The sequence below is a fragment of the Salegentibacter sediminis genome (assembly GCF_002078605.1).
GTDB classification, from domain to species: domain Bacteria; phylum Bacteroidota; class Bacteroidia; order Flavobacteriales; family Flavobacteriaceae; genus Salegentibacter; species Salegentibacter sediminis.
The window spans coordinates 517,505-541,870 of the sequence record NZ_MSJR01000001.1 but is presented as its reverse complement, the minus strand read 5'-3'; the positions used below and the strand labels follow the sequence as shown (position 1 = coordinate 541,870).

At 39.5% G+C, this 24,366-nt stretch carries 27 protein-coding genes; 7 read left to right on the top strand and 20 right to left on the bottom strand.

What is annotated here, in order from left to right:
* Positions 1–5: 5 nt before the first annotated feature.
* The 3 genes from BUW93_RS02605 to BUW93_RS02595 are packed head-to-tail and all read right to left on the bottom strand — an operon-like array spanning position 6 to position 2,391.
* Positions 6–1,043, bottom strand: coding sequence for a YbaB/EbfC family nucleoid-associated protein (locus tag BUW93_RS02605; RefSeq protein ID WP_081208914.1), 1,038 nt, complete (start codon positions 1,041–1,043; stop codon positions 6–8).
* Positions 1,044–1,097: 54 nt separating this feature from the next.
* Positions 1,098–1,847 (bottom strand): hypothetical protein, encoded by a 750-nt coding sequence (locus BUW93_RS02600; protein ID WP_081208912.1) that lies wholly within the window; start codon positions 1,845–1,847, stop codon positions 1,098–1,100.
* Positions 1,834–2,391, bottom strand: coding sequence for an RNA polymerase sigma factor (locus BUW93_RS02595; protein WP_081208910.1), 558 nt, complete (start codon positions 2,389–2,391; stop codon positions 1,834–1,836). The genes BUW93_RS02600 and BUW93_RS02595 overlap by 14 nt, the downstream gene beginning before the upstream one ends.
* Before the next feature lie 139 nt (positions 2,392–2,530).
* On the opposite strand from BUW93_RS02595, the gene rluF reads away from it, so the two are divergent.
* The 4 genes from rluF to BUW93_RS02575 all read left to right on the top strand — a co-directional run bounded on the left by rluF (position 2,531) and on the right by BUW93_RS02575 (position 5,341).
* Complete coding sequence (rluF, locus tag BUW93_RS02590) at positions 2,531–3,367, top strand: 23S rRNA pseudouridine(2604) synthase RluF (protein WP_081208908.1); 837 nt, start codon at positions 2,531–2,533, stop codon at positions 3,365–3,367.
* An 83-nt stretch (positions 3,368–3,450) separates the two neighbouring features.
* Positions 3,451–3,873, top strand: a complete 423-nt coding sequence (locus tag BUW93_RS02585; RefSeq protein WP_081208906.1) for a VOC family protein — start codon at positions 3,451–3,453, stop codon at positions 3,871–3,873.
* 16 nt (positions 3,874–3,889) lie between these two features.
* A complete protein-coding gene (locus BUW93_RS02580) occupies positions 3,890–4,909 on the top strand; it encodes an AI-2E family transporter (protein ID WP_081208904.1) in 1,020 nt (339 codons plus the stop codon).
* Positions 4,910–4,936: 27 nt separating this feature from the next.
* Complete coding sequence (locus tag BUW93_RS02575) at positions 4,937–5,341, top strand: YkvA family protein (RefSeq protein ID WP_081208902.1); 405 nt, start codon at positions 4,937–4,939, stop codon at positions 5,339–5,341.
* A 42-nt stretch (positions 5,342–5,383) separates the two neighbouring features.
* Here the strand turns inward: BUW93_RS02575 and BUW93_RS02570 are convergent, their stop codons facing one another.
* The 3 genes from BUW93_RS02570 to argS all read right to left on the bottom strand — a co-directional run bounded on the left by BUW93_RS02570 (position 5,384) and on the right by argS (position 9,593).
* Positions 5,384–6,277, bottom strand: a complete 894-nt coding sequence (locus tag BUW93_RS02570) for a bifunctional 5,10-methylenetetrahydrofolate dehydrogenase/5,10-methenyltetrahydrofolate cyclohydrolase (RefSeq protein ID WP_081208900.1) — start codon at positions 6,275–6,277, stop codon at positions 5,384–5,386.
* Positions 6,278–6,368: 91 nt separating this feature from the next.
* Positions 6,369–7,697, bottom strand: a complete 1,329-nt coding sequence (ffh, locus tag BUW93_RS02565; protein WP_081208898.1) for a signal recognition particle protein — start codon at positions 7,695–7,697, stop codon at positions 6,369–6,371.
* Positions 7,698–7,814: 117 nt separating this feature from the next.
* Positions 7,815–9,593 (bottom strand): arginine--tRNA ligase, encoded by a 1,779-nt coding sequence (gene argS / locus BUW93_RS02560; RefSeq protein ID WP_081208896.1) that lies wholly within the window; start codon positions 9,591–9,593, stop codon positions 7,815–7,817.
* Between the two features lie 110 nt (positions 9,594–9,703).
* On the opposite strand from argS, the gene BUW93_RS02555 reads away from it, so the two are divergent.
* Positions 9,704–10,129 carry a hypothetical protein gene (locus BUW93_RS02555; RefSeq protein WP_081209493.1) on the top strand — a complete coding sequence of 142 codons (426 nt, stop codon included), beginning with the start codon at positions 9,704–9,706 and terminating at the stop codon, positions 10,127–10,129.
* Positions 10,130–10,156: 27 nt separating this feature from the next.
* Here the strand turns inward: BUW93_RS02555 and BUW93_RS02550 are convergent, their stop codons facing one another.
* A complete protein-coding gene (locus BUW93_RS02550; protein WP_081208894.1) occupies positions 10,157–10,360 on the bottom strand; it encodes a hypothetical protein in 204 nt (67 codons plus the stop codon).
* Positions 10,361–10,431: 71 nt separating this feature from the next.
* Between BUW93_RS02550 and BUW93_RS02545 the strand changes: the two genes are divergently transcribed.
* The gene (locus BUW93_RS02545; RefSeq protein WP_081208892.1) at positions 10,432–11,862 is read left to right on the top strand and encodes an SDR family oxidoreductase; all 1,431 of its coding nucleotides are present in this window, start codon (positions 10,432–10,434) and stop codon (positions 11,860–11,862) included.
* 34 nt (positions 11,863–11,896) lie between these two features.
* Positions 11,897–13,387, top strand: coding sequence for a BCCT family transporter (locus BUW93_RS02540; RefSeq protein ID WP_081208890.1), 1,491 nt, complete (start codon positions 11,897–11,899; stop codon positions 13,385–13,387).
* A gap of 45 nt (positions 13,388–13,432) precedes the next feature.
* On the opposite strand, the gene ctlX is transcribed toward BUW93_RS02540, so the two are convergent.
* The 13 genes from ctlX to infA form a co-directional block, all read right to left on the bottom strand.
* Entirely contained in the window at positions 13,433–14,359 is a 927-nt protein-coding gene (gene ctlX, locus BUW93_RS02535) for a citrulline utilization hydrolase CtlX (RefSeq protein ID WP_081208888.1), read from the bottom strand.
* A 3-nt stretch (positions 14,360–14,362) separates the two neighbouring features.
* The gene (locus BUW93_RS02530) at positions 14,363–15,274 is read right to left on the bottom strand and encodes a dimethylarginine dimethylaminohydrolase family protein (RefSeq protein ID WP_081208886.1); all 912 of its coding nucleotides are present in this window, start codon (positions 15,272–15,274) and stop codon (positions 14,363–14,365) included.
* 72 nt (positions 15,275–15,346) lie between these two features.
* The gene (locus tag BUW93_RS02525) at positions 15,347–16,630 is read right to left on the bottom strand and encodes a citrate synthase (protein ID WP_081208884.1); all 1,284 of its coding nucleotides are present in this window, start codon (positions 16,628–16,630) and stop codon (positions 15,347–15,349) included.
* 194 nt (positions 16,631–16,824) lie between these two features.
* The gene (eno, locus tag BUW93_RS02520; protein WP_081208882.1) at positions 16,825–18,111 is read right to left on the bottom strand and encodes a phosphopyruvate hydratase; all 1,287 of its coding nucleotides are present in this window, start codon (positions 18,109–18,111) and stop codon (positions 16,825–16,827) included.
* A gap of 193 nt (positions 18,112–18,304) precedes the next feature.
* Positions 18,305–19,537, bottom strand: a complete 1,233-nt coding sequence (locus BUW93_RS02515) for a porin family protein (RefSeq protein ID WP_081208880.1) — start codon at positions 19,535–19,537, stop codon at positions 18,305–18,307.
* 69 nt (positions 19,538–19,606) lie between these two features.
* The gene (gene carA / locus BUW93_RS02510) at positions 19,607–20,719 is read right to left on the bottom strand and encodes a glutamine-hydrolyzing carbamoyl-phosphate synthase small subunit (protein WP_081208878.1); all 1,113 of its coding nucleotides are present in this window, start codon (positions 20,717–20,719) and stop codon (positions 19,607–19,609) included.
* 145 nt (positions 20,720–20,864) lie between these two features.
* Positions 20,865–21,365, bottom strand: a complete 501-nt coding sequence (gene rplQ, locus BUW93_RS02505) for a 50S ribosomal protein L17 (protein WP_081208876.1) — start codon at positions 21,363–21,365, stop codon at positions 20,865–20,867.
* 69 nt (positions 21,366–21,434) lie between these two features.
* Positions 21,435–22,427 (bottom strand): DNA-directed RNA polymerase subunit alpha, encoded by a 993-nt coding sequence (locus BUW93_RS02500; RefSeq protein ID WP_081208874.1) that lies wholly within the window; start codon positions 22,425–22,427, stop codon positions 21,435–21,437.
* Positions 22,428–22,447: 20 nt separating this feature from the next.
* Positions 22,448–23,053: a 30S ribosomal protein S4 gene (gene rpsD, locus BUW93_RS02495; RefSeq protein ID WP_081208872.1), complete on the bottom strand. Its 606-nt coding sequence runs from the start codon at positions 23,051–23,053 to the stop codon at positions 22,448–22,450.
* An 88-nt stretch (positions 23,054–23,141) separates the two neighbouring features.
* Positions 23,142–23,528 (bottom strand): 30S ribosomal protein S11, encoded by a 387-nt coding sequence (rpsK, locus tag BUW93_RS02490; protein ID WP_081208870.1) that lies wholly within the window; start codon positions 23,526–23,528, stop codon positions 23,142–23,144.
* 8 nt (positions 23,529–23,536) lie between these two features.
* Positions 23,537–23,911 carry a 30S ribosomal protein S13 gene (rpsM, locus tag BUW93_RS02485; protein WP_081208868.1) on the bottom strand — a complete coding sequence of 125 codons (375 nt, stop codon included), beginning with the start codon at positions 23,909–23,911 and terminating at the stop codon, positions 23,537–23,539.
* 2 nt (positions 23,912–23,913) lie between these two features.
* Positions 23,914–24,030, bottom strand: a complete 117-nt coding sequence (ykgO, locus tag BUW93_RS02480; RefSeq protein WP_013621733.1) for a type B 50S ribosomal protein L36 — start codon at positions 24,028–24,030, stop codon at positions 23,914–23,916.
* Positions 24,031–24,149: 119 nt separating this feature from the next.
* Positions 24,150–24,365: a translation initiation factor IF-1 gene (gene infA / locus BUW93_RS02475; protein ID WP_013073244.1), complete on the bottom strand. Its 216-nt coding sequence runs from the start codon at positions 24,363–24,365 to the stop codon at positions 24,150–24,152.
* Between the last annotated feature and the right edge of the window lies 1 nt (position 24,366).

The window sequence follows — 24,366 nt, the reverse complement described above, 5'->3', positions numbered from 1 at the left end:
ATTCATTAATCCACATCAAATCGAAGCCCAAGCGAAAAATTATGCAATTCCCGGTTTGGGTCTTTGAAAATCGGGTTCAAATCGTATTTCCCGTATAAGGTGGCCCCACCCCATCCCAGGTAAGCACTTAAACCATAAACCAAATCGTTGGTATTATAATCGTTTTTTAGTTTTTCTTTTACCTTATCGCCATCAACTTTATACTTGAGCTTTTGCCGCTCTCCTATATTAAAACCGGCATAGCCTCCCAAGCCAATTTTTAGCTTCCCCACGGTAGAATAACGGATACTTCTATCGGTTTCGACTTTTGTAGAAGGACCAAATTCAAAATGCACAGGCGCCACCAGATTATCCATTCTGAATTTTGATTTTTTGAGATCATAATCAAAACTTTGAAGAGTCGTTTCCTTATCATTTTCAACAAAGTAACGGTTGTCGGTAGGTTTTAATCCATTAAACTGAAAAGAAACCCCATACTTCACCCGCAGCCAGTTAGAATTTTCAAATACCCGGGTTTTCCAGGCCCAGCCTATTTCAAAAAAGCGACTTCCGCCTATTTTAAAATCAGAATCATTTAGGGACTGGCCATCTTCAAGCGCGTTGTTAAATCCGGCGGCTATAACTAAATCTGTTGTAGTTCTTTTATCATACAGACGCTCTCGTTCTTCATTAACCTTGATGTCGAGAATTTTGCCATTTCCTCCCAAAGAAATATACCCTCGAAAATCTTCGTTCCGGTTTTTCAATTCTGTTTCATTCTCTAAAATAGCAATACGATTCTCAATGTTTTTGGCATGAATTTCTGCTGCTTCATTTTTAAGAGTTGTTGCCTCCCCGGCAGTAATCAAATTCTTTTCAAGACGTTCATTAATTCGCTCCACTTTATATTTAAGCAAAGCCTTTTCCTCTTTTATGATTTCCTCTTTTTTTTGCTGAATAAATTCTGTTCTTTTTTCTTCGGAAGGCAAATTTTCCTGGGCCTCCAACTTTTGAAATAAAATGCTACAAAGAGATACTGTGATACTGATAATAAGTGTTTTCATGATAGATTGATGTTTGATGAATGACCCCATCTTAATGATGGGCTTTATTGATAATTAATTATTCCTGTTTACAAAAGTATACCGGGCTTCGGCATAGCCTTCCTTTAGCATTTCAAAAATCTTTTGCCGGAATGACTGGTCGAGCTCAGCTTCTACATCGGCCAGGAGCGCCGAGGCATTCACCCTGGTATTACCAACATAGTTTTGTTCTCTGGCAATTTGGCTCGCGGCTTCAAGTAACAACTCATCAACTTCGGCATCGGTTATATCTTTTTCCGCCTGTTCAGAAACAAGCATGGCAATGGCTTCTTGCAAATCGGTTTGGGGTACATTTATTTCCTGAGTTGGAGGTTCAAGCTTAATATTTTCTATTTCAACTTGCAGATTTTCAATTTCTTCTGAAGCAGAAATCAAAATTTCCCGATCATCCTTTTCTAATTTTTCCTGTGGAATATTTTCTGCAATTTCAGTCTCCTTTCGCTGAATTTGAGAAGTGTTTTCTTCTTCTGAAGCTACCTCAACGGGAGCTTTAAAAATTCCTGGTTCCGAAGAATTTTCCAATTCTTCAATAATGGGTTCTTCAACTATAACGGGGGCAGTTTCAGTTTTTTTAAACAGTAAATTTCCTGCTAAAAAGGCCAGAATCACCACTGCTGCAAGCCCCGGCCACCATATTCTGAATTTCCTCTTTTCACTATCCTGGCCCAATCTGGCTTCAAGTTTTTCCCAACTACCGGGGGAAGGTGCTATTTGGCGTTCCCTCAACTTCTTCCCTGCCTCCTCTTCAAATCTATGTAGTGCCATAAGCTGCGTTTTGTGCGATTAATTTTTCCTGTAATATTTTTCTTGCTTTAAAAAGCTGGGATTTTGAAGTCCCTTCTGTGATCTTCAGCAATTCAGCTATTTCAAAATGTTTATAACCTTCAATAGCATACATCACAAATACCATTCGGTAGCCTGCTGGGAGCTCATCTATTAAAGTCTGGATCTCTTCTGCACTTAAAGCAGAAGAAACCGTTTCAGCGATTTCAGGTTGTGAAAATTCATCCTCCAGAAATTGAAAATCTTTCTTTGATCTAAGAAACGAGATACACTCCCGAACCATGATTTTCCTGATCCAACCTTCGAAGCTGCCTTCACTTTTAAAACTTTTAAGATGAAGAAAAACTTTTAAAAACCCGTTAAGCATCACCTCTTCCGCCTGCTGTAGATCTTTAATATATTGCCGGCAAACACTCAGCATTTTTCCCGCATGCGCTTCATATAATTGCCGCTGCGCTTCCTTGTCGTTTTTCGCAGCCCGTTTAATGAGTGAATTCTGGTTTTTAAAGAGTTGAATTACTTTCACCGGTGGTTTTTAAATTAGCCTCTATATACATAGACGTAGGAAAGTTACAAAAGGTTGCCTGTGGATTCATTTTTTTTTGAAAATTAGTTATTTAAAAGAGCGTTTTAAATCTTGTATCTTTGCATCAGAAATCAAATTTATGGCCGAAGAGAAACTTACCCGAATAAACAAATACCTTAGCGAGGTTGGCTACTGCTCCCGCCGCGAAGCCGATAAACTCATAGACCAGGGCCGAATTACCCTAAACGGAAAGGTTCCTGAGATGGGCACAAAGATCGCTACCGGAGACGAGGTTCGGGTTGACGGTCAATTGATTTCAGCTAAAGAGAAAAAGGAACCAAATGTTTACCTGGCCTTTAATAAACCCGTGGGAATTGTTTGTACTACAGATACCCGGGTGGAAAAGGATAACATTATTGATTTTATAAATTACCCCAAGCGTATTTTCCCTATCGGACGCCTTGACAAGCCCAGTGAAGGACTTATTTTTCTTACCAATGATGGGGATATTGTTAATAAAATTCTGAGAGCCCGCAACAACCACGAAAAAGAATATATCGTCACGGTAAACCGGCCAATAACAGACGATTTTATTAAACGAATGAGTAATGGGGTACCCATTCTTAATACGATTACCAAAAAAAGCGAGGTAGAGAAACTGGGGAAATATGAATTCCGGATTGTTTTAACCCAGGGGCTTAACCGCCAGATTAGACGCATGTGTGAATTTTTAGGCTATGAGGTGACCTCTCTCAAACGCATCAGAATAATGAACGTGAGCCTTGATCTACCTGTAGGCCAATGGCGTGATCTCACCAGGGAGGAACTGGAAACCATCAATAAGATGGTAGATGATTCGATAAAAACAGAAGAGGCCTCCAAACTGGAGAAAGCTGCCTCCAGGAACTTAAAGACACACACTAAGTTCAAACCCAAAAAAAACAGGCCTTCACGAGGACCGAAGCACAAATCTTAACAGATTATTAGCGAACTTTATTGATAATATGTTAAGATAACTTCCTAATTTTAATTAAACACTAATCAGGTAATTATCTAAACATGAAAATACCACCTTTTCACCTTGCCATTCCTGTTTCTAATCTTCAGGAGGCCCGAAAATTTTACCGGGACGTTCTGGGATGCGGGGAAGGCAGAAGTAGTGAGCACTGGGTAGATTTTAATTTTTTTGGCCATCAACTGGTCATTCATTATAAACCTCCTTCAGAAACGGAAAAAGCTCATTCTAACCCTGTAGATGGCAAAGATGTTCCTGTTCCCCATTTTGGGGTTGTATTGGAATGGGATGTTTTCCAGGAATTCTCCAAATTAATGAAAACCCGGGGGATAGATTTCATAATTGAACCCTATATAAGACTTAAGGGTGAGGTTGGCGAGCAAGCGACAATGTTTTTTAAAGACCCTAGCGGTAATGCTTTGGAATTTAAAGCTTTCAAAAACCAAGATCAGCTTTTTGCATCGTAGTCTTAAATAATTTTCTATGGATAGATTAAAACCGGGCCTTGTAAGACAGTTATTTGTGCTTCTGCTCATATTATTCCTGTCGGTTTTAATTTTTCAGGAAATCATTCCATATTTATCCGGAGTTCTTGGCGCGGTCACCTTATATGTGGTCCTTAGAAACTGGATGAAGAAACTGCTTGATAGAGGCTGGAATCCCGGTCTTGCAGCAGGCCTTTTAATGACAGGCTCTTTTATTGGGATCCTGGTACCCGTAAGCCTGGTAGTAATTATGCTAACCTCTAAAATAGGAAAAGCGGTGGCTAATTCAGAAAGGGTGATAAGGGCAATTAAAGATCAACTGGCAGAAGCCGAAAGTTACATCGGATATAGTATTAGCAGCAACATAGATACCTCGGCCGTAACAAACTGGGTTTCGGGCAATTTACAAAGCCTCGCCGGCGGCACCTTTAACGCTACCATCGCGATTGGTATTATGTATTTTATGCTCTATTATATGCTTATAAACAGGGATAAAATGAAGGAAATACTCTTTTCATATATTCCTATGGGAAGAGATAATATTGATGTAATTAGCGATGAAAGCAATGAACTGGTAAAATCGAATGCGCTGGGAATTCCGTTGGTAGCTCTATTCCAGGGTATAGTGGCCCTTATAGGATTCCTTATTTTTGGAGTACCCGATCCATTATTCTGGTTTGTAATTACCGCTATTGGGTCTATGATTCCCTTTGTTGGGACTGCCGTAGGGATTATCCCGGTAACGATTTTGCTTTTTGCCCAGGGCGATAACTGGCAGGCTGTTGCCATGCTTATTTATGGCTTTGCAGTGGTAGGGGTTACCGATAACCTGATTCGGTTATATATTCTGGAACGTTTGGCCGATGTGCACCCACTAATAACTCTTTTTGGAGTTATAATAGGAGTTCCTTTATTTGGTTTCATCGGATTGATTTTCGGTCCATTACTGATTTCCTTATTCCTTTTAATACTGAAGATCTATAAGAAAGAATACGGAAATTCGTACGACAAATTATAAATACTAATCACTATTAAAAACTAAAAGATGTTTAGCAGAAAAAGTACAAATATTGATGAAAAATATGTAGAAGAAAAAGTCGCTAAGATTGATGAAGGCGACGTGGAAATGGCAGCTAAAAATCAGCAGGAAATTTCAGATAAGATCCTAAATGCGAATGCCCTTAAAAAATATACTGAACTGGGAAAAGTAATGTTTGGCATGCTGCAGGATTACCGCAAAGGAATCTATAAAGATGTTCCCTGGTTTACCATTGCAGCTATAGCCTTTGCCTTGTTATATGTTTTAAATCCATTAGACATGATGCCAGATTTTATTCCGGGAGTAGGCTATGTCGATGATTTTGCGGTCTTAACTTTTTCCTTAAGATTTATGGAAACCGATCTACACAAATATCTCGATTGGAAGCTGGAAGAAGGAGAAGAAGCTTAAGAAAAAAAGGCTTTCTGAAATATAAACCAGAAAGCCTTTTTTTTATCTCTTCATACCTCTTTGCTTGTGCCGTTCTCTGGCAAGCAAGGTGTTCTTGAGCAGCATTGAAACAGTCATAGGACCAACCCCACCAGGAACTGGGGTAATATAGGAACATTTTTTACTGCAATTTTCAAAATCAACGTCTCCTTTAATTACATAGCCTTTTTCTTTGCTATCATCGGGCACACGGGTAATTCCTACATCGATAACAACCGCATCATCTTTAACCATTTCGGCTTTAAGGAAATCGGGAATCCCAACGGCAATTATAATAATATCGGCCTGAGAAGTAATCTGGGTAATATTTTTAGTGAATTCATGAGTAAGCGTTACGGTAGAATTTCCGGGAAATCCACTGCGGCCCATTAATATACTCATAGGTCTCCCCACTATATAGCTACGCCCAATAACCACGGTGTGTTTCCCTTTGGTAGGAATATCATAGCGCTCCAATAATTCAAGAATTCCAAAAGGCGTGGCAGGTATGAACGAGGTCATATCCAAAGCCATTTTTCCGAAGTTGGTAGGATGGAATCCATCTACATCTTTATTAGGATCAACAGCATTTAAAACTTTCTGGGTATCGATTTGAGGTGGTAGTGGTAACTGAACAATAAACCCATCAATTTCGTCATTTTGGTTGAGTTCCTCGATCTTATCAAGCAACTCCAGCTCACTAATGGTATTAGGCAAGCGGTAAAGGGAAGACTCAAAACCTACCTGTTTACAGGATTTTACCTTGGCATTTACATAAGTGAGGCTTGCACCATCTTTTCCCACAATAATGGCAGCCAGGTGCGGCACCTTCCCGCCCTTTTCCTTGATTTTTTCCACTTCCCCAGCAATTTCATTTTTAATGTCGTTACTGGTCTTTTTTCCGTCTAAAATAGTCATGTATAGCTTATCTATAAGGCCCTCCCGACCTCTAAAAAAGGGAGGAGAGTTGCGATTGATTTCAAAAATTTTCCCCTTGGGATTAGGGGCTTTATTTCATCCCCTTCATCATTTGCATCATCTTCTGGCCGCCACCGCCCTGCATCATTTTCATCATTTTACCCATTTGGTTGAATTGCTTCAAAAGCTGGTTTACCTCCTGCACCGTTGTCCCCGAACCTTTACTAATACGCTTCTTACGGCTGGAGTTTATAATTTTTGGGTTGCTGCGCTCTTCAGGAGTCATGGAATGTATTATCGCTTCAATTCCTTTGAAAGCATCATCATCGATATCCACATCTTTCAGCATCTTTCCGGCCCCGGGAATCATTCCCATCAGGTCTTTCATGGACCCCATTTTCTTGATTTGCTGAAGCTGTTTCAGGAAATCATCAAAACCGAATTTATTTTTGGCAATCTTCTTCTGAAGCTTTCTAGCTTCTTCTTCATCATATTGCTCCTGGGCGCGCTCAACAAGAGAAACAACATCCCCCATCCCCAAAATTCTATCGGCCATACGGGAAGGGTAGAACACATCAATCGCATCCATCTTCTCACCGGTACCTATGAATTTTATAGGTTTATTTACTACCGATTTAATGGAGATCGCAGCACCACCACGGGTATCACCATCTAATTTGGTAAGGATAACCCCGTCAAAATTAAGTCTGTCGTTAAAAGCTTTAGCGGTATTCACAGCATCCTGACCCGTCATGGAATCTACCACAAATAAGGTTTCCTGTGGTTCAATCGCCTGGTGAATATTGGCAATTTCGGTCATCATTTCTTCATCCACAGCAAGACGACCGGCGGTATCAATTATTACTACGTTATGACCATTTTGCTTGGCGTGAGCGATGGCTGCTTTAGAGATCGCAACCGGATCCATATTCCCTTCTTCAGAATATACCTCAACGCCAACCTGTTCTCCCACTACATGCAACTGGTTTATCGCCGCTGGGCGGTAAACATCACAAGCTACTAAAAGAGGTTTTTTGGTCTTTTTATTCTTTAGAAAATTAGCCAGTTTCCCCGAGAAAGTGGTTTTACCACTACCCTGCAAACCAGACATCAGGATCACCGATGGGTTACCTGACAGGTCAATTCCTTCAGCTTCACCTCCCATCAGCTCGGTAAGCTCATCCTTGACGAGCTTCACCATCATTTGCCCCGGCTTTAATGCTGTTAAAACATCCTGGCCAAGTGCTTTTTCTTTTACGGTGTTGGTAAATTCCTTAGCAATCTTATAATTCACATCGGCATCCACTAGGGCGCGTCGAACCTCTTTAAGAGTTTCGGCTACATTAACCTCGGTAATTTGCCCGTGACCTTTTAAAACGTGTAAGGCATTATCTAACTTGTCGCTTAAATTATCGAACATAATCTCTTCCTGTAGTTTAATTTTGCGCCTTTGAAGAGGCGGTTTGCAAATTTAATGATTTGAGCCTGAAGTGAAAACTTTTTATTTCAGTTAAGAAATTCTATTTCTCAGCCTTATTTACATCCTTTCCGGTACTTGAATTCCCAGTAAGGCAAAACCAGATTTTATTACGTTGGCCACTGCTTTTGAAAGTTGCACTCTAAATATCTTTTCCGAAGGATCTTCAGCTCCCAGAATAATAACATTCTGATAGAAAGAATTAAATTCCTTCACCAGCTCATAGACATAGTTTGCGATAAGCGCCGGGCTATGATTTTCGGCTGCCAACTGCAGGGTTTCCGGGAAAAGCTGAAGCTGCTTAAGCAGTTCTTTTTCCTTTTGGTGCAATTCATAACCGGGAGCGACCGGCTGGCTGTAATCAAAATTTGCCTTACGAATAATAGATTGGATTCTCGCATAAGTATACTGAATAAAGGGCCCGGTATTTCCCTGAAAATCTACTGATTCCTCAGGGTTAAATAAAATGCGCTTGCGAGGGTCTACCTTTAGAATGTAATATTTTAAAGCGCCCAACCCGATAATTCGGTATAATTCTTCTTTTTCTTCTTCTGAATAGCCATCGAGTTTCCCAAGTTCTTCAGAAATTTTCCTGGCGGTTTCTGTCATTTCCACGATAAGGTCGTCGGCATCCACCACCGTACCTTCGCGGCTTTTCATTTTCCCGGAGGGCAAATCTACCATTCCGTAACTAAGGTGGTAAAGATAGTCAGCCCAGTCATATCCCAGTTTTTTCAGAATAAGGAATAAGACTTTAAAGTGATAGTCCTGCTCATTCCCAACGGTATAAACCATCCCATTAATATCGAAATCTTTCACCCGCTGAATGGCGGTCCCGATATCCTGAGTCATATATACAGCCGTGCCATCACTACGCAGCACTATCTTTTCATCCAGACCTTCATCGGTGAGGTCTATCCACACACTGCCGTCTTCTTTTTTATAAAAAACACCTTTTTCCAGCCCCTGGTTTACCACATCTTTTCCGAGAAGGTAGGTTTCGCTTTCGTAATAATTCTTATCGAAATCTACCCCAAGAGCTTTATAGGTCTTCTCAAAACCATCATAAACCCAATTGTTCATTTTTTCCCAAAGCGCAACTACTTCCGGGTCACCGGCTTCCCATTTACGTAGCATTTCCTTGGCCTCATTCAAAATTGGTGCTTCGGCCTTAGCTTCCTCCTCGGTTTTACCCTGTGCTATCAATTCTGAAATCTCCTTTTTATATTCCTGGTCGAATTTCACATAGTAATTCCCCACCAGTTTATCGCCTTTTAACCCGGCAGTTTCGGGAGTTTCTCCGTTACCAAAACGTTGCCAGGCCAACATGGATTTACAGATATGAATTCCACGATCATTAATAATCTGGGTTTTATAGGATTTATTCCCTGCAGCTTTTAAAATTTCAGCAACAGAATAGCCTAAAAGGATATTCCGTATATGACCTAAATGCAGTGGTTTATTCGTATTTGGTGAAGAATATTCCACCATAATTCCTTTAGCGTCTGAGGCAGGTGGAAGAACACCAAAATCTTCGCGGTCTTTTATTTCATTGAAAAAATCCAGGTAAAACGCATCGCTTAAAACGATGTTCAAAAACCCCTGAACCACATTAAAACGGGCAACTTCGGCAACATTTTCCTGAAGGTATTTTCCGATATCTTCGCCTAGTTTAACGGGATTGGTCTTAACCTGTTTTAGCATAGGAAAAACCACCAATGTGATATCACCTTCAAAATCCTTGCGTGTAGGTTGAAATTCGGTATGATCAATTTCTACCTCATACAGCTGTTTAACAGCATCTTTTACTTTTTCTGAAAGTTTCGCCTGAATGCTCATTGCTACTTTTGGGTTTTGTTATTTAGCTTAAAATAAGAGCGCAAAGATAACAGAAATTAGAGTTTTACTACAGGTTTTGACGCCAAATGCTTATCTTTAAGCAAAAAGCTATGCTCCTGAATGTTTCATATAATCGGCCAAAGATCAAAGAAAAGATTATCGACGAAGTAGGACCGCCCTTTACGCTTTTTGAGCGAATGAAATTAAAAGGAATAGGCTCCCCAAAATTACATATCACCTCTACCAGCATAGATATTCATAACCTTCTGGTTCTCGATAATAATGCTAATACCTGTAATATTGAAATGCGACCTAGAGGTATCATCATTATGTTTCGTTCTTTATTGGAAACTTTTGCCCTGGTAATTCCGTATTATAAACTTCATCTATATAAAGGCCGGGCCGAGGAATATTCACTCTACCGGGATCATTACCATATTAAGGTTAAAGCAGACCATCCCGGGATCCATAAATATTTTAAAAAGATCCTCAATTATAAAACAGACAATGCCCCAACCCAGGTGGAAGACCTGTAGGTTTAAACCAAATTTTTAACTATTGTCCTAGCGTTTCTTATAGGCAAGTCCGCCAATTAAAGCCAGAATCCCAAATGCAATCATTGCAATAGGTTGGGTTTTATCGCCCTGCGCTTCAAATTGAAAAGGACCGGCATCTACAGAAACTTCAGGAGTAATAAGGGTATAAAAGCCATAAGCGATAAGGCCTAAGCCAACTACGAGAAGAACAACCTTGAGAACATTATTCATTTTATAAAGTTTTTCAAAACTTAAGTGAAAGTAATAATTAATCCCTAATTTAAACCTGAAATAATATAAAAATGCGGATACTACTCACCGGGGCCAACGGTTACATCGGCATGCGACTTCTCCCTCAACTTCTTGAAATGGGCCACGAAGTGGTTTGTGCAGTTAGGAATGCAAACCGATTTACCTCCAATAAGAATATCAGAAAAAAAGTAGAAATTGTAGAAATTGATTTTCTAAAGGATTCTGAACCTCTGGATAAGATTAAAAACATAGATGTGGCCTACTATCTTATTCACTCTATGAGCGGCTCTACAGAAGATTTTGATGAACAGGAAGCTACCTCTGCCAAGAATTTCAATAAAATAATGGCGGGCACCTCGGTGAAACAAGTGATCTATCTAAGCGGAATAATCAATGAGGAGAAACTTTCCAAACACCTGGAATCCCGAAAAAAAGTAGAAGAAATATTATATACCGGAAATTTTAAGCTTAGCGTTATTAGAGCGGCGATTATTGTAGGTTCAGGCAGCTCTTCCTTTGAGATCATCAGGGATCTTTGTGAAAAGTTACCGGTTATGATTACCCCACGCTGGGTAGAAACAAAATCCCAACCTATTGCCATAAGGGATATCATTCAGTTTCTAACCGGAGTTATTGGAAACGAAAAATGCTATAATAAATCTTTTGATGTGGGCGGCCCCGATATCCTTACCTATCGGGAAATGATGGAGATCTATGCAAAGATAAGAGGACTTAAAATCTGGATCATCGGAGTGCCAATTATGTCCCCCAAACTCTCGGCATACTGGCTATATTTTGTAACCTCTACTTCTTTCAAACTCGCCCAAAACCTGGTGGACAGTATGAAGATTGAGGTAGTGACCAGCGACACCCGGCTTCAGGAAATTCTCGGAATTCAGCCCATAAGTTACGAGGAGGCTATAAAACTGGCCTTTTACAAAATCGAACAAAACCAGGTCCTCTCCAGCTGGAAGGATTCTTTAAGCAGTGGCCGGTTTAGAAAAGATTTGAATGAATTTATTCAGGTTCCAACTTATGGTTGTTTAAAGGATGAACAAACTGCCAAAGTTGAAAATCCAGAAGAAGTTTTGGAACGCATCTGGGCTATTGGCGGAATCAACGGCTGGTATTATGGTAACTGGCTTTGGAAAGTTCGTGGGCTAATCGACAAGTTTTTTGGCGGGGTTGGCCTGCGCCGAGGGAGAACCCACCCTAATATGATCGCTGCCGGTGATTCCCTTGATTTCTGGCGGGTTTTACTGGCCGACAAGGAAGAAAAACGCCTATTGCTTTTTGCCGAAATGAAAGTTCCCGGGGAAGCCTGGCTGGAATTTAAAATAGATGAAGAAAATGTGTTGCACCAAATCGCCACCTTTCGCCCAAAAGGTATTTGGGGCCGACTTTACTGGTATGCCATGTATCCCTTTCATTATTTTATATTTGAAGGAATGCTGAATAAAATAGCCGAAGGAAAAGGATAGCTATTTTGAAAAATTATATTTAAAAATCTCGTTTTTGAAAACTGTTTTTAAGCTTTTAAGGCAAAACATAATCCTGGCCACTTCTATAGCAATATTGCTGTTTTTCTCTCTTATCATCTTCTTTTTCAACGATTATTTTTACCAACTTATTGACTTTGCTTCTTTATGGATCAGAGAATATTTTGGTCCTTTCTACCTGTGGTTAGGCTTAATTAGCGTTTTCTTCTTAGTAGGAATTGCTTTTTCCAGATTCGGCAAGATTAGGCTGGGCCCCGGCAAACCCGAATTTTCACACCTGGGCTGGATCGCCATGCTCTACAGCGCAGGAATGGGTGCAGGTATATTGTTACGAGCGGTACAGGAGCCGGTTTTTATGTTCCTTAAGCCTCCGCTGCAAACCCAAGATTCGGCCGATATCATCGCGCTGGAATACACATTCTACCAATGGGGTTTTACCCCCTGGGCTTTTTATGGCATTTTCGCATTATTAATAGCTTATTCCCTATTTATAGGGAATAACAAAGTCAAATTAAGCCAAAGCCTTCCGCAGTTAAAATCGGTTAAACTTCTTCCTCAAGGAGTAGACCTTCTTACAATTTTAACTACCGTCTTCGGTCTGGTGGCCGCAATTGGCTTGGGAGCCACCCAAATTGAAGGAGGCTTAAGTCATCTTACATCTACCTCGCCCGGAAATCTATGGTATACCATTGTATTAGTTTTCCTTATTTGTTCTCTGGCATTTTTCTCTGCTTATGCCGGAGTAGAAAAGGGAATTAAAAGAATCTCCACCTGGAATATCTTCATCACCCTGGCGCTACTTTTTTTTGTGTTTTTCCAAATTGATATCATTGTTAGCTTAGAACGATTTGGAATTTCACTTTACCAATATTTTATAGATTTTATCCCGTTAAGCCTTGCTCTGGGCGCATATAATCCAGGGGAAGAATTCCTTACTGACTGGACTTATTATTATTGGGCATTTTGGCTAGCCTGGGCTCCCTTTACAGGAATTTTTATCGCTCGCATTTCAAAAGGCAGAACAATTAGGGAAATGATCCTGGGGGTTTTACTTATTCCTTCGCTGGGAAGCTTTTTCTGGTTCAGTGTTTTTGGATCGGCTTCTTTCGATTTAATAACTCAGGCTGAAGCTTATAATGACGAATTTGGCAATGTTTTCACCTCCATATTCAGGTTTTTTGAATATTTCCCTTTTTCTGATCTTACCAATATTGTTGCGGTGCTCTTGCTTGTGAGTTTCCTGGTTACCTCGGTAGATTCTGCAATCTTTGTGCTTAGTATGTTCTCTGATAAAGGGAAGGAAAATCCAAAAAGAAAATTTCGCCTTATCTGGGCAGTAATTATCCTTATTTTTTCTGAAGCCATTATCGTACTGGGAAATGTAAAGCCAGACAGCGATGTCCTCACCGCAATGCAAAAGTTCCTGATCATAAGCTCCCTCCCTTTTGCTTTTTTCACCACCGGGATTATGATCTTATTTTTAAGGGAATTGATAAAAAAACACTAGACTGGCTTAAACAAATACCATTTCCACCAACAGGGCCGGTAAAATCTATTCTTTAGGCAGAAACACCTCAGCCAACATACACCGGGCACTTCCACCGCCGCAGGTTTCAATAACCTCCAGATCACTGCTCAAAATTTCGCAGTATTTTTCAATTTTTGCCACCTGGTCAGGGTGCAGGCTTTCGTGGGCGCTCGCACTCATTACCAGGTATTTCTTATCGAAAGCTCCCTTTACCTGCAACATATTTCCGGCGAACTCATGCATCTGGGCTTCAGAAATGGCAATTATTTCTTTCCCATCTTTTTTAAGGTGTTTCAGGACATTTTTACGTTCCTTCTTATCATCTATGGTATCAAGACAAATCACTGCAAACTCTTCTGCAACACACATCATAACATTGGTGTGATAGATAGGTTTACGCTTTCCCCCTACATCCTGATTGGCATGAAAAATAACAGGAGTAAACTCAAAATCCTCACAAAACTCGATAAGCAAGTCCTCATCAGCACGGGGTGAAATAGCACAATAAGCTTTCTGGTTTTCCCTGTCCAGGATGAGACTTCCGGTGCCTTCCAAAAAGTAATCTTCCTCTTCAGCAGCGGTATAATCTACTATATTGGTGATTTTAAAGCCTTCCGCTTCGAGTTTAGCAAAATACTCCAAACGGCGCTCTTTTCTACGATTGTCCGCAAACATGGGATAAAGAGCAATTTCGCCATTTTCATGGAAAGAAACCCAGTTGTTAGGAAAAATAGAATCTGGGGTATCATCTTCTTTAACGTCATCTACCACAATCACGTTAACACCAACCCCTTTAAGTTTGTTTACAAAGGCATCAAATTCGGCCTGAGCGCGTTCGTTTACATTATCATCATTTAAGTCTTCCTGAAAATAATTATTCACGGCAGTTTGCTCATTCATTCGAAAAGCCACCGGCCTTACCATTAAAACTGTATTGGTGATTTGTTGCATAATTTAATCTCTTATTAAAGGCAGGGTAGAACATCTCAGCAAGCCTTCCTGTTTAGCAATTTCGGCATAAGGTACTTCTTCTACGGTGATACCCTGTTCTCTTAGCCAGGCATTAAGCCTGGTAAAATTCTTTTCGGAAATCACAACATCTTCTGCGATGGAGAAAATATTGGAATTCATATTATACATTTCTTCGCGGGTGATCTCAAAGACATTTTCTTTTCCGAAGAGATCAACAAGCCATTCATATTCTTTTTCTTCTAAAAATCCACCTTTGTAGATTATAGCCTTGTCTTTTCCTACCGGCTGAAAACAACAATCTAAATGAAGAGCATTATCGCGGGGCTCTGTATTAGATTTCCTCAAATTGAAGGAAACCACCTTTTTATTGGGAAAAAGTTCCTGCAGGGCTTTTACAGCCTGCATATTGGTTCGCGCTGTGATATAATCCTTATAGTCATCGCCATAATAGGTTCCTACAAGTAAGTAATCCTTATAAGGCATCACATCGCCACCTTCGATATGAGCTTCTTCCGGAAGTTTTATTATTTGACTTTCTGGAATTTGATTAATCACATGATGGATAGCTTCGATCTCTTTTTCCCTATCGGGTAGGATATTGGATTTTATGAATTTATCTTCAATTACAAAGGCGATATCCCTGGTGAAAATCTGATTATAATCCTGTAAAACTTCAGGCCGGTATACTTTTACTTTATATTTCTCCAAAACTTTTGCCACGGCATCCATCTCCTTCACCATATCTTCTTCAACGGGATAAGTCCCCGCTTTGATATGTTCTCTTGATTTTGGATCATAAGCTTCTGAAAGATCGGGAGTGGGGCCACAGCTTTCGGCGGTGCCCAGCACTACGGCGCGCAGCCTGGAAGTTTCATTGGTGATATGCAAATTCATACTGCAAATTTTTGCAAATATAAAAAAAGCCTCATTGCTAAATGAGGCTTTTCCTAATATATTAAGGATCAATTATCTTTTGTCCACAGCCTGGAACTCACGGTGAGTATGACCGGTATAGATCTGTCTTGGACGACCTATAGGTTCTTTATTTAATCTCATCTCTCTCCATTGAGCAATCCATCCGGGAAGTCTACCAAGTGCAAACATCACGGTGAACATCTCTACAGGTATTCCTAAAGCACGATAAATAATTCCTGAATAGAAATCTACGTTTGGATATAGTTTTCTATCTACGAAGTATTGATCTTCCAGGGCTTCTTTTTCAAGGCCTTTAGCGATATCCAACACAGGATCTTCAACACCTAACTGACCAAGCACTTCATCTGCAGATTTTTTGATGATCTTAGCACGCGGATCGAAGTTTTTGTATACCCGGTGTCCAAAGCCCATAAGACGGAAAGGATCATCCTTATCTTTAGCCTTAGCCATGAATTTCTTGGTATCTCCACCGTCCTCTTTAATTTTTTCAAGCATTTCTATAACCGCCTGGTTAGCTCCACCGTGAAGCGGGCCCCAAAGTGCTGAAATACCTGCTGAAATAGAGGCGAAAAGTCCGGCGTGAGAAGAACCTACCATTCTTACAGTAGAAGTAGAGCAGTTTTGTTCGTGATCGGCGTGTAGGATTAGTAGTTTATCCAGGGCATCAATCACCGATTGGTTCACTTCATACTTTTTACCTGGTTTTTCAAACATCATTTTATGAAGATTCTCTACATAACCAAGGGAATCGTCTCCATAATTTAACGGAAGGCTGTGCTTCTTTCTTAGGGTCCAGGCTGCAAGAACCGGAAACTTACCCAGAATCTTTACAATAGCATTATACATATCCTGCTCTGAAGAAACATCAACGCAAGATGGGTTAAAGGCTACAAGAGCACTTGTAAGTGAAGAAAGCACGCCCATAGGGTGTGCAGCTTTAGGAAATCCGTCCAGGATTTTCTTCATTTCCTCATCTACGGTAGACTGCTCTTTGATATCATCGTAAAATTTTTCTAATTGCTCTTTAGAAGGAAGATCTCCAAAAATAAGCAGATAAGCTACCTCCAGAAAATCAGCTTTTTCAGCCAAATCTTCTATTGCATAACCCCGGTATCTTAAGATACCTTTTTCTCCATCTAAAAAAGTAATTCCGCTTTCGCAGCTTCCGGTGTTTTTAAAGCCTGGATCCAGGGTTATAGCACCGCTTTCACCACGCAAACTTTTAATATTAATACCAAGTTCATTCTCGGTTCCTTCTACGACGGGAAATTCATATCTCTTACCGTCTATTTCAAGTGTAGCTACTTTTGACATATTTTTATAATGTACTTAATTCAACAAATTTTCGATAGTCGCTAAGTTACAAAATATAGCCTTAAAAAATGTGTTATGCAGGCATAAGATTTAATGAAAAACCACTAATAATGCAATTTTCTAAGAATTATTTTAAATAAAAAAAGCCTTTTGATTTTTCATCAAAAGGCTTTTGAAATTCCCTCTAAATCGAATTAGATCTTAAAGGCTTTTCGTTGTGGAAAATATGCTACTTCTCCCAGTTCTTCCTCTATCCTTATCAGTTGATTATATTTTGCCATACGATCACTTCTGGAAGCTGAACCGGTTTTGATCTGGCCTGTATTTAAGGCAACAGCAAGGTCGGCGATGGTATTATCTTCGGTTTCCCCCGAACGGTGAGACATTACGGAAGTATACCCCGCATTATGCGCCATATTTACTGCCGAAATAGTTTCGGTAAGCGTACCAATCTGGTTTACTTTTATAAGGATAGAATTTGCAATTCCTTCCTCAATTCCTCTTCCCAGTCGTTCTACATTGGTCACAAAAAGGTCATCTCCCACAAGCTGAACTTTATCTCCTATTAGGTCGGTAAGGGCTTTCCAGCCTTCCCAGTCATTTTCGTCCATCCCATCTTCAATAGAGATAATAGGGTATTTAGAGGCTAGTTCTGCAAGATATTCGGCCTGTTCCTGGCTGGATCTTATTTTTCCTGAATCTCCTTCGAATTTTTTATAATCGTATTTCCCGTTTTCATAGAATTCGGCAGCGGCACAATCAAGGGCAATCATTACTTCCTCTCCTCCTTTATAACCAGCTTTTTCTATTGCTTTCAGAATAGTGTCCAGAGCATCTTCGGTTCCATCTAAAGTTGGCGCAAAACCACCTTCATCTCCTACTGCGGTGCTTAAACCACGATCATGAAGTACTTTTTTAAGATTATGGAAGATCTCTGTTCCCATTTTTAAAGCTGCAGAAAAACTATCGGCCTTTACCGGCATCACCATAAATTCCTGGAATGCGATTGGCGCATCACTATGCGAACCCCCGTTAATTATATTCATCATTGGAACAGGAAGAGTTTTAGCACTAACCCCACCAATGTACCTATATAAGGGAAGTCCAAGTTCATTAGCGGCTGCTTTGGCTACTGCCAGAGACACCCCTAAAATAGCATTCGCGCCAAGCTTTCCTTTATTTGGAGTGCCGTCTAGATCAATCATAGCCTGGTCGATTAGGTTCTGTTCAAAAACGGAGAACCCAAGAAGTCTTTCTGCAAGAACATCATTTACATTTTCAACGGCTTTAGTAACGCCTTTTCCCATATAATCCTTACCACCGTCACGAAGTTCTACTGCTTCATGCTCTCCGGTAGAAGCTCCTGAAGGAACGGCAAACCTTCCAATAGTTCCGGTTTCAGTTACTACATCTACCTCTACGGTAGGGTTACCTCTTGAATCAAATATTTGACGGGCGTGAATATCTATAATTGCACTCATAGTCTTTTTTTTAAATTATTTTTTGAAGTATGCAAGATACAAATAGCCAGCTTAAATTACGAGTGAAACCGGTAGTTTTAAGCCATTTATAACATTAGTTATTAACGAAATCGATTTCTTGATTGATGTAAAAAAAGGTATACGAAATTATCCGGTTGAGAAAAATTATATTAACTCAAATTGGGAAAAGTTCTTATAAAAAGGTATAACCAAGTACGAAAGAAAAACTCGAGTAATTAGACCGCCAATCAAGATCATAGTGTGTTTGAACTATCTTTCGGCCAGAAACCCCTCTTTTGGTATATCTTAATTCAAAAGATATCTTATCAAATATCTCGGTACCGAGACCAAAAGCCGGAGAAACGGACAAGTCCAAATCTGTCAATTCTGGATCCATCACCCGATTAGTTTCTAAAAATATAATCTGCGAGTCTAATGGAAAGTCAACAATTATCCCTCCATTCAAAAATATTTTATGTTTATCACTTAAAAAGAAATAATGCCGTAATCCTGAATATAACTCAAGAGAACTATAATCCACTTTAAGTAAAGCTGTAGAAAAATCCTTTATAATTTCTTCTTCTGAAACAAATTTGTGATAAGTAGGTTCGATAAAAACTCCCCACCTGTTTTGATTGAAGGGAAGTATATACTGAAATTCAACACCTATCCTTGGTTCCATTTCTTCTAAATTGATTCCAGATGCCAGAAACCCATTTTCTACTTCCAGCACACCCAAGCTCAGACCAGGTTTTAATGTAATATGGAATATCCCTTTTCTTTTCGTTATATTGTAATATGAAATGAATTCAGAATTCACACAAGAATTATAATTAGTGAAAAAATCCACCAAATCTTCGGTTTTATATTCAATCCTTTTTAATTCAGCATGGTTCAGTTTTCCACATTTAAAATTCTCCAAGAGTTGTTGACGGTATTTATTATTAGACGCCAAGCCACCAGAGCGCAAATAATGTTTATATACCAAAGGTTCAATTTTTCCATTTCCGTGCTGATAAAAATACCTAACCAGCCTTCCTCTTTTATATTTAAACAACGATGCATCCCCTTTAACAAGAGTATTTAAAAACAAGACTTCCTTTTCAAATTCAGGCTCTGGTTTCGTACTGTATCTACCGCCGGTATCTTTAGACTGATCTACTTGTACTTCAGAACGAACAAAATGTTGTCCTCCAACTTTAAATTCAGACACCTCATTAAGTTCCCCTATAAAAATTTGAGAAGAAGAGTTCTTTGTTAATTTATAGCGAAATTGAACAGGATTGTTTAACCATTCATTATTTTGAATAAATGCCTCGGTTTTTTGACCTCGATTATTAATAAAAAAACCTGTCTCAAATTCGATTTGAGCAAAAAAGGGATTACTAAACAAAATTAAAATAGAAGTGAGTAAAAATTGTTTCATTCGCAAAATATTAGTTTAAAATAAGTACTGAGGATAAACCTCAGTACTTATTGTTATTTAATAGAAAGATTAAACTTCCGAAACCTTCATACGATCAATAAATTCATCGAACAAATAGCTCGCATCGTGTGGACCGGGACTTGCTTCAGGGTGATATTGTACCGAGAAACAGTTTTTATTTTTCATTGCTATCCCGCCAACGGTATCGTCATTAATGCATATATGAGTTATTTCAACTTCTGGATGGGCTTCAGTTTCTGCTTTGTCTACAGAAAAACCATGGTTTTGAGAGGTGATCTCACCTTTGCCTGTTTTAAGATTAAGTACAGGGTGATTAATCCCACGGTGACCGTGATGCATTTTATAGGTTTTTATACCATTTGCGATAGCGATAACCTGATGACCAAGGCAAATTCCGAAGAGAGGCTGGTCCTCATCAAGAATCTTTTTAGTTAAGTCGATAGCTTCGCTTAGGGGCTGTGGATCCCCAGGGCCGTTGGAAAGGAAGTAACCATCAGGATTCCATTCCTTCATTTCTTCATAGGTTGCATTATAAGGATAAACCTTTACATATACATCTCTATCTGCCAGGTTGCGAAGAATGTTTTTCTTGATCCCAATATCCAGTGCAGCCACGCGATAAGAAGCGTTTTCACTCCCAAAGTAATAGGGTTCCTTTGTGGAAACCTTTGAAGCCAGCTCCAGACCATTCATATCAGGTACTTTGTCCAGTTCTTTTTTTAGACCTTCGATATTGTCTACATCGGTAGAAATAATCGCATTCATCGCACCATTTTCCCTAATATAGGTTACCAGGGCACGGGTATCAACATCGGATATACCAATGATGCCACTTTCCTCGAGAAAGGTCTCCAGAGAAGCATCGGCAGCCGGACGGGAATAAGTATAGTTAAAATTCTTACAAATAAGTCCGGCAATCTTGGCCTTATCAGATTCGTTATCCTCTTTGGTTGTTCCGTAGTTCCCTATATGGGCGTTGGTAGTTACCATTAGCTGGCCATAATATGAAGGATCGGTAAAAATTTCCTGGTAACCGGTCATCCCGGTATTGAAACAGATCTCTCCAGTGGCGCTTCCGTCTTTATCTCCTATGGCCTTTCCGTGGAATATAGTCCCGTCGGCAAGAAGAATAATGGCTTTTTTTCGGGTTTGATACTTCATTGTTAACTATTGCTTATAGGTGTTGTGTGTTTTCTGCTTTATAGATTTCCGCCTTCGCGGAAATGTCAAATTTCATTTTAATATATAAAAAAAGGATAAACCCGAGAGCTTATCCTTTTTAGAATTTATAAGAGAATGAATCATTCTATTCTTCTTTTTTATCTTCTTTTGGTGAAGATTTCTCTTCATTTTTAGGCTCTGCTTTTGGAGCAGCTGCCTCAGAAGTTTTTTTCTTACCGGCTCTACGAGTAGATTTCTTCTTCTCAGGTTTGGTAAGGTTATAAGTTTCGTTGTAATCAACTAGCTCGATAAGGGCCATATCGGCGTTATCTCCAAGTCGGTTACCAAGTTTAATAACTCTGGTGTAACCACCCGGGCGATCTCCTACTTTAGGAGCAACCTCACGGAACAATTCCGCAACAGCCTCTTTTTGGCGAAGTTTACTAAAAACAATCCTACGATTATGAGTAGTATCTTCTTTAGACTTTGTTACCAAAGGCTCTACAAAAACTTTTAAAGCTTTTGCTTTAGCAACGGTGGTATTAATTCTCTTGTGCTCAATTAAAGAGCAGGCCATGTTAGCAAGCATAGACTTCCTGTGAGCGGTCTTTCTGCCAAGATGGTTAATTTTCTTTCCGTGTCTCATTGTTCTGTTCTTTATTCATTTTCCCAAAGCCTGGTCTTCTGCCGGCTTTTATGGAAAACTACTTATATATTAGTCCTTATCTAATTTATATTTTGAAAGGTCCATCCCAAAGTTTAAACCTTTGTTGCTTACCAGCTCTTCCAATTCGGTAAGAGATTTCTTTCCGAAGTTTCTGAATTTCATCAAATCATTTTTGTTGTAAGAAACCAGGTCTCCAAGGGTATCAACCTCTGCTGCTTTCAAGCAATTCAATGCTCTAACCGAAAGGTCCATATCAACCAGCTTAGTCTTAAGCAACTGTCTCATGTGAAGAGATTCTTCGTCATAAGTTTCAGTTTGTGCGATCTCGTCGGCTTCAAGCGTTATACGCTCGTCAGAGAATAGCATAAAGTGGTGGATAAGAGTTTTTGCGGCCTCGGTAAGTGCATCTTTAGGGTGAATAGAACCATCGCTTACGATTTCAAAAACCAGCTTTTCGTAGTCGGTTTTTTGCTCAACACGATAGTTTTCGATGCTATACTTTACGTTTTTAATTGGGGTAAAAATAGAATCGGTAAAAATAGTTCCTAAAGGAGCATTTGCTTTTTTGTTTTCTTCTGCCGGAACATAGCCTCTGCCTTTTTCAACAGTAATCTCCATATTCAGGTTAACCTTTTTATCCAGGTTACAGATTACCTGATCTGGATTTAGAATTTGAAATCCTGAAATGAATTTCTGGAAATGACCCGCAGTAAGTTGTTCTTCACCTGAAACAGAAATTGTAACGGCTTCGTTATCTATTTCATCAATTTGCCTTTTAAACCTTACTTGCTTCAGGTTTAGGATAATTTCTGTTACGTCTTCTACTACGCCTGGGATAGCCGAGAATTCGTGATCTACACCTTCGATACGTACCGAAGTGATTGCGAATCCTTCCAGTGAAGATAATAACACTCTTCTTAAAGCGTTACCAACGGTTAATCCATAGCCAGGTTCCAAGGGACGAAATTCGAATTTCCCCTCGAAATCTGTAGAATCAATCATTATAACTTTATCGGGCTTCTGAAAATTTAGTATTGCCATATTACGACTTCTGTGAATTATTATTTCGAATATAATTCGACGATGAATTGTTCATTTATATTTTCCGGGATCTGAATACGTCCTGGTACAGAAACAAAAGTTCCTTGTTTTGTTTCATTATTCCAGGTAATCCATTCATATACATTGCTAGAGTTAGCAAGTGAATCCTGGATAGCCTGAAGAGATTTAGATTTTTCGCGAACACCAACTACATCACCAGCTTTCAATTGGTAAGAAGGAATGTTTACCAATTCACCATTCACGGTTATATGTCTGTGAGAAACCAATTGTCTTGCAGCTCTTCTTGAAGGGGCAACACCCATTCTAAAAACAACGTTATCCAAACGAGACTCACATAATTGTAAAAGCACCTCCCCGGTAATTCCCTGGGCACGGGTTGCTTTTTTAAACATATTACTAAATTGACGCTCTAAAATACCATAGGTATATTTAGCTTTTTGCTTCTCCATTAACTGGATAGCATATTCTGATTTCTTTCCGCGACGACGGTTGTTACCGTGTTGCCCTGGAGGATAGTTTCTTTTCTCGAAAGATTTATCATCTCCAAAAATAGCTTCTCCGAATTTACGGGCTATTTTAGTTTGTGGACCTGTATATCTTGCCATTAAATTTAAATTTAGAAGAGAGGGATTATGAATTAAGGCATTTCTCCTTCGATAATCTTAACTCCTCTCTCAATTATTATAATTATTATTAAACTCTACGTCTTTTTGGAGGACGACATCCGTTGTGTGGTAATGGAGTAACATCGATGATCTCGGTTACTTCAATCCCGCTGTTATGCAAAGATCGGATAGCAGATTCTCTACCATTTCCAGGTCCTTTTACATAAACCTTTACTTTACGTAAACCAGCTTCGTGAGCCACTTTAGATGCGTCTTCTGCAGCAAGCTGAGCAGCGTAAGGAGTGTTCTTTTTAGAACCCCTAAAGCCCATCTTTCCAGCAGATGACCAACTAATAACATCACCGTTCTTATTAGTTAAAGACACGATAATATTATTAAAAGAAGCAGTAACATGCGCCTGTCCGTTAGACTCAACAGTTACTTTACGTTTTTTTTGAGTTGTCTTCTTTGCCATACTACTTACTATTTAGTTGCTTTTTTCTTGTTAGCAACTGTTTTTCTTCTTCCTTTTCTCGTTCTTGAGTTATTTTTGGTACGCTGACCTCTCAAAGGCAACCCGGTTCTGTGACGGATCCCTCTGTAGCATCCAATATCCATTAGACGCTTAATGCTCATTTGAACTTCAGTACGTAATTCTCCTTCGATTGTATAATTACCAACAGCCTCACGGATACGACCAATCTCATCGTCGTTCCAGTCTGAAACTTTTGTACTTTCATCTACTTTGGCCTCGGCCAGGATTTGTTGCGCCCTGCTTTTGCCAATTCCGAAGATATAGGTCAATGCTATAACTCCTCGCTTTTGTTTTGGTATATCAACCCCTGCAATTCTTGCCATAATTAGCCTTGTCTTTGTTTAAATCTAGGATTCTTTTTGTTAATTACGTAAAGCCTGCCTTTTCTGCGCACAATCTTGCACTCGGCACTTCTCTTCTTTATTGATGCTCTAACTTTCATCTCTTTAGGTTTTTGTGCTCCCGGCAAACGATACAAAAATTCGCATCCAGGATATTCAGCTATCAAAATTTTTCAGGTTGCAAAAGTACTGAAAATTTATTAAATAGCTCAAATTACTTTTAATATCTGTAAGTTATGCGAGCCTTACTCAAATCGTAAGGACTCATTTCCAGTTTAACTTTATCTCCGGGCAACAACTTGATATAGTGCATACGCATTTTACCCGAAATATGTGCAGTCACCACGTGACCGTTTTCCAATTCCACCCGAAACATTGCATTGGACAATGCTTCAATGATGGTTCCGTCTTGCTCTATCGCTGGTTGTTTTGCCATA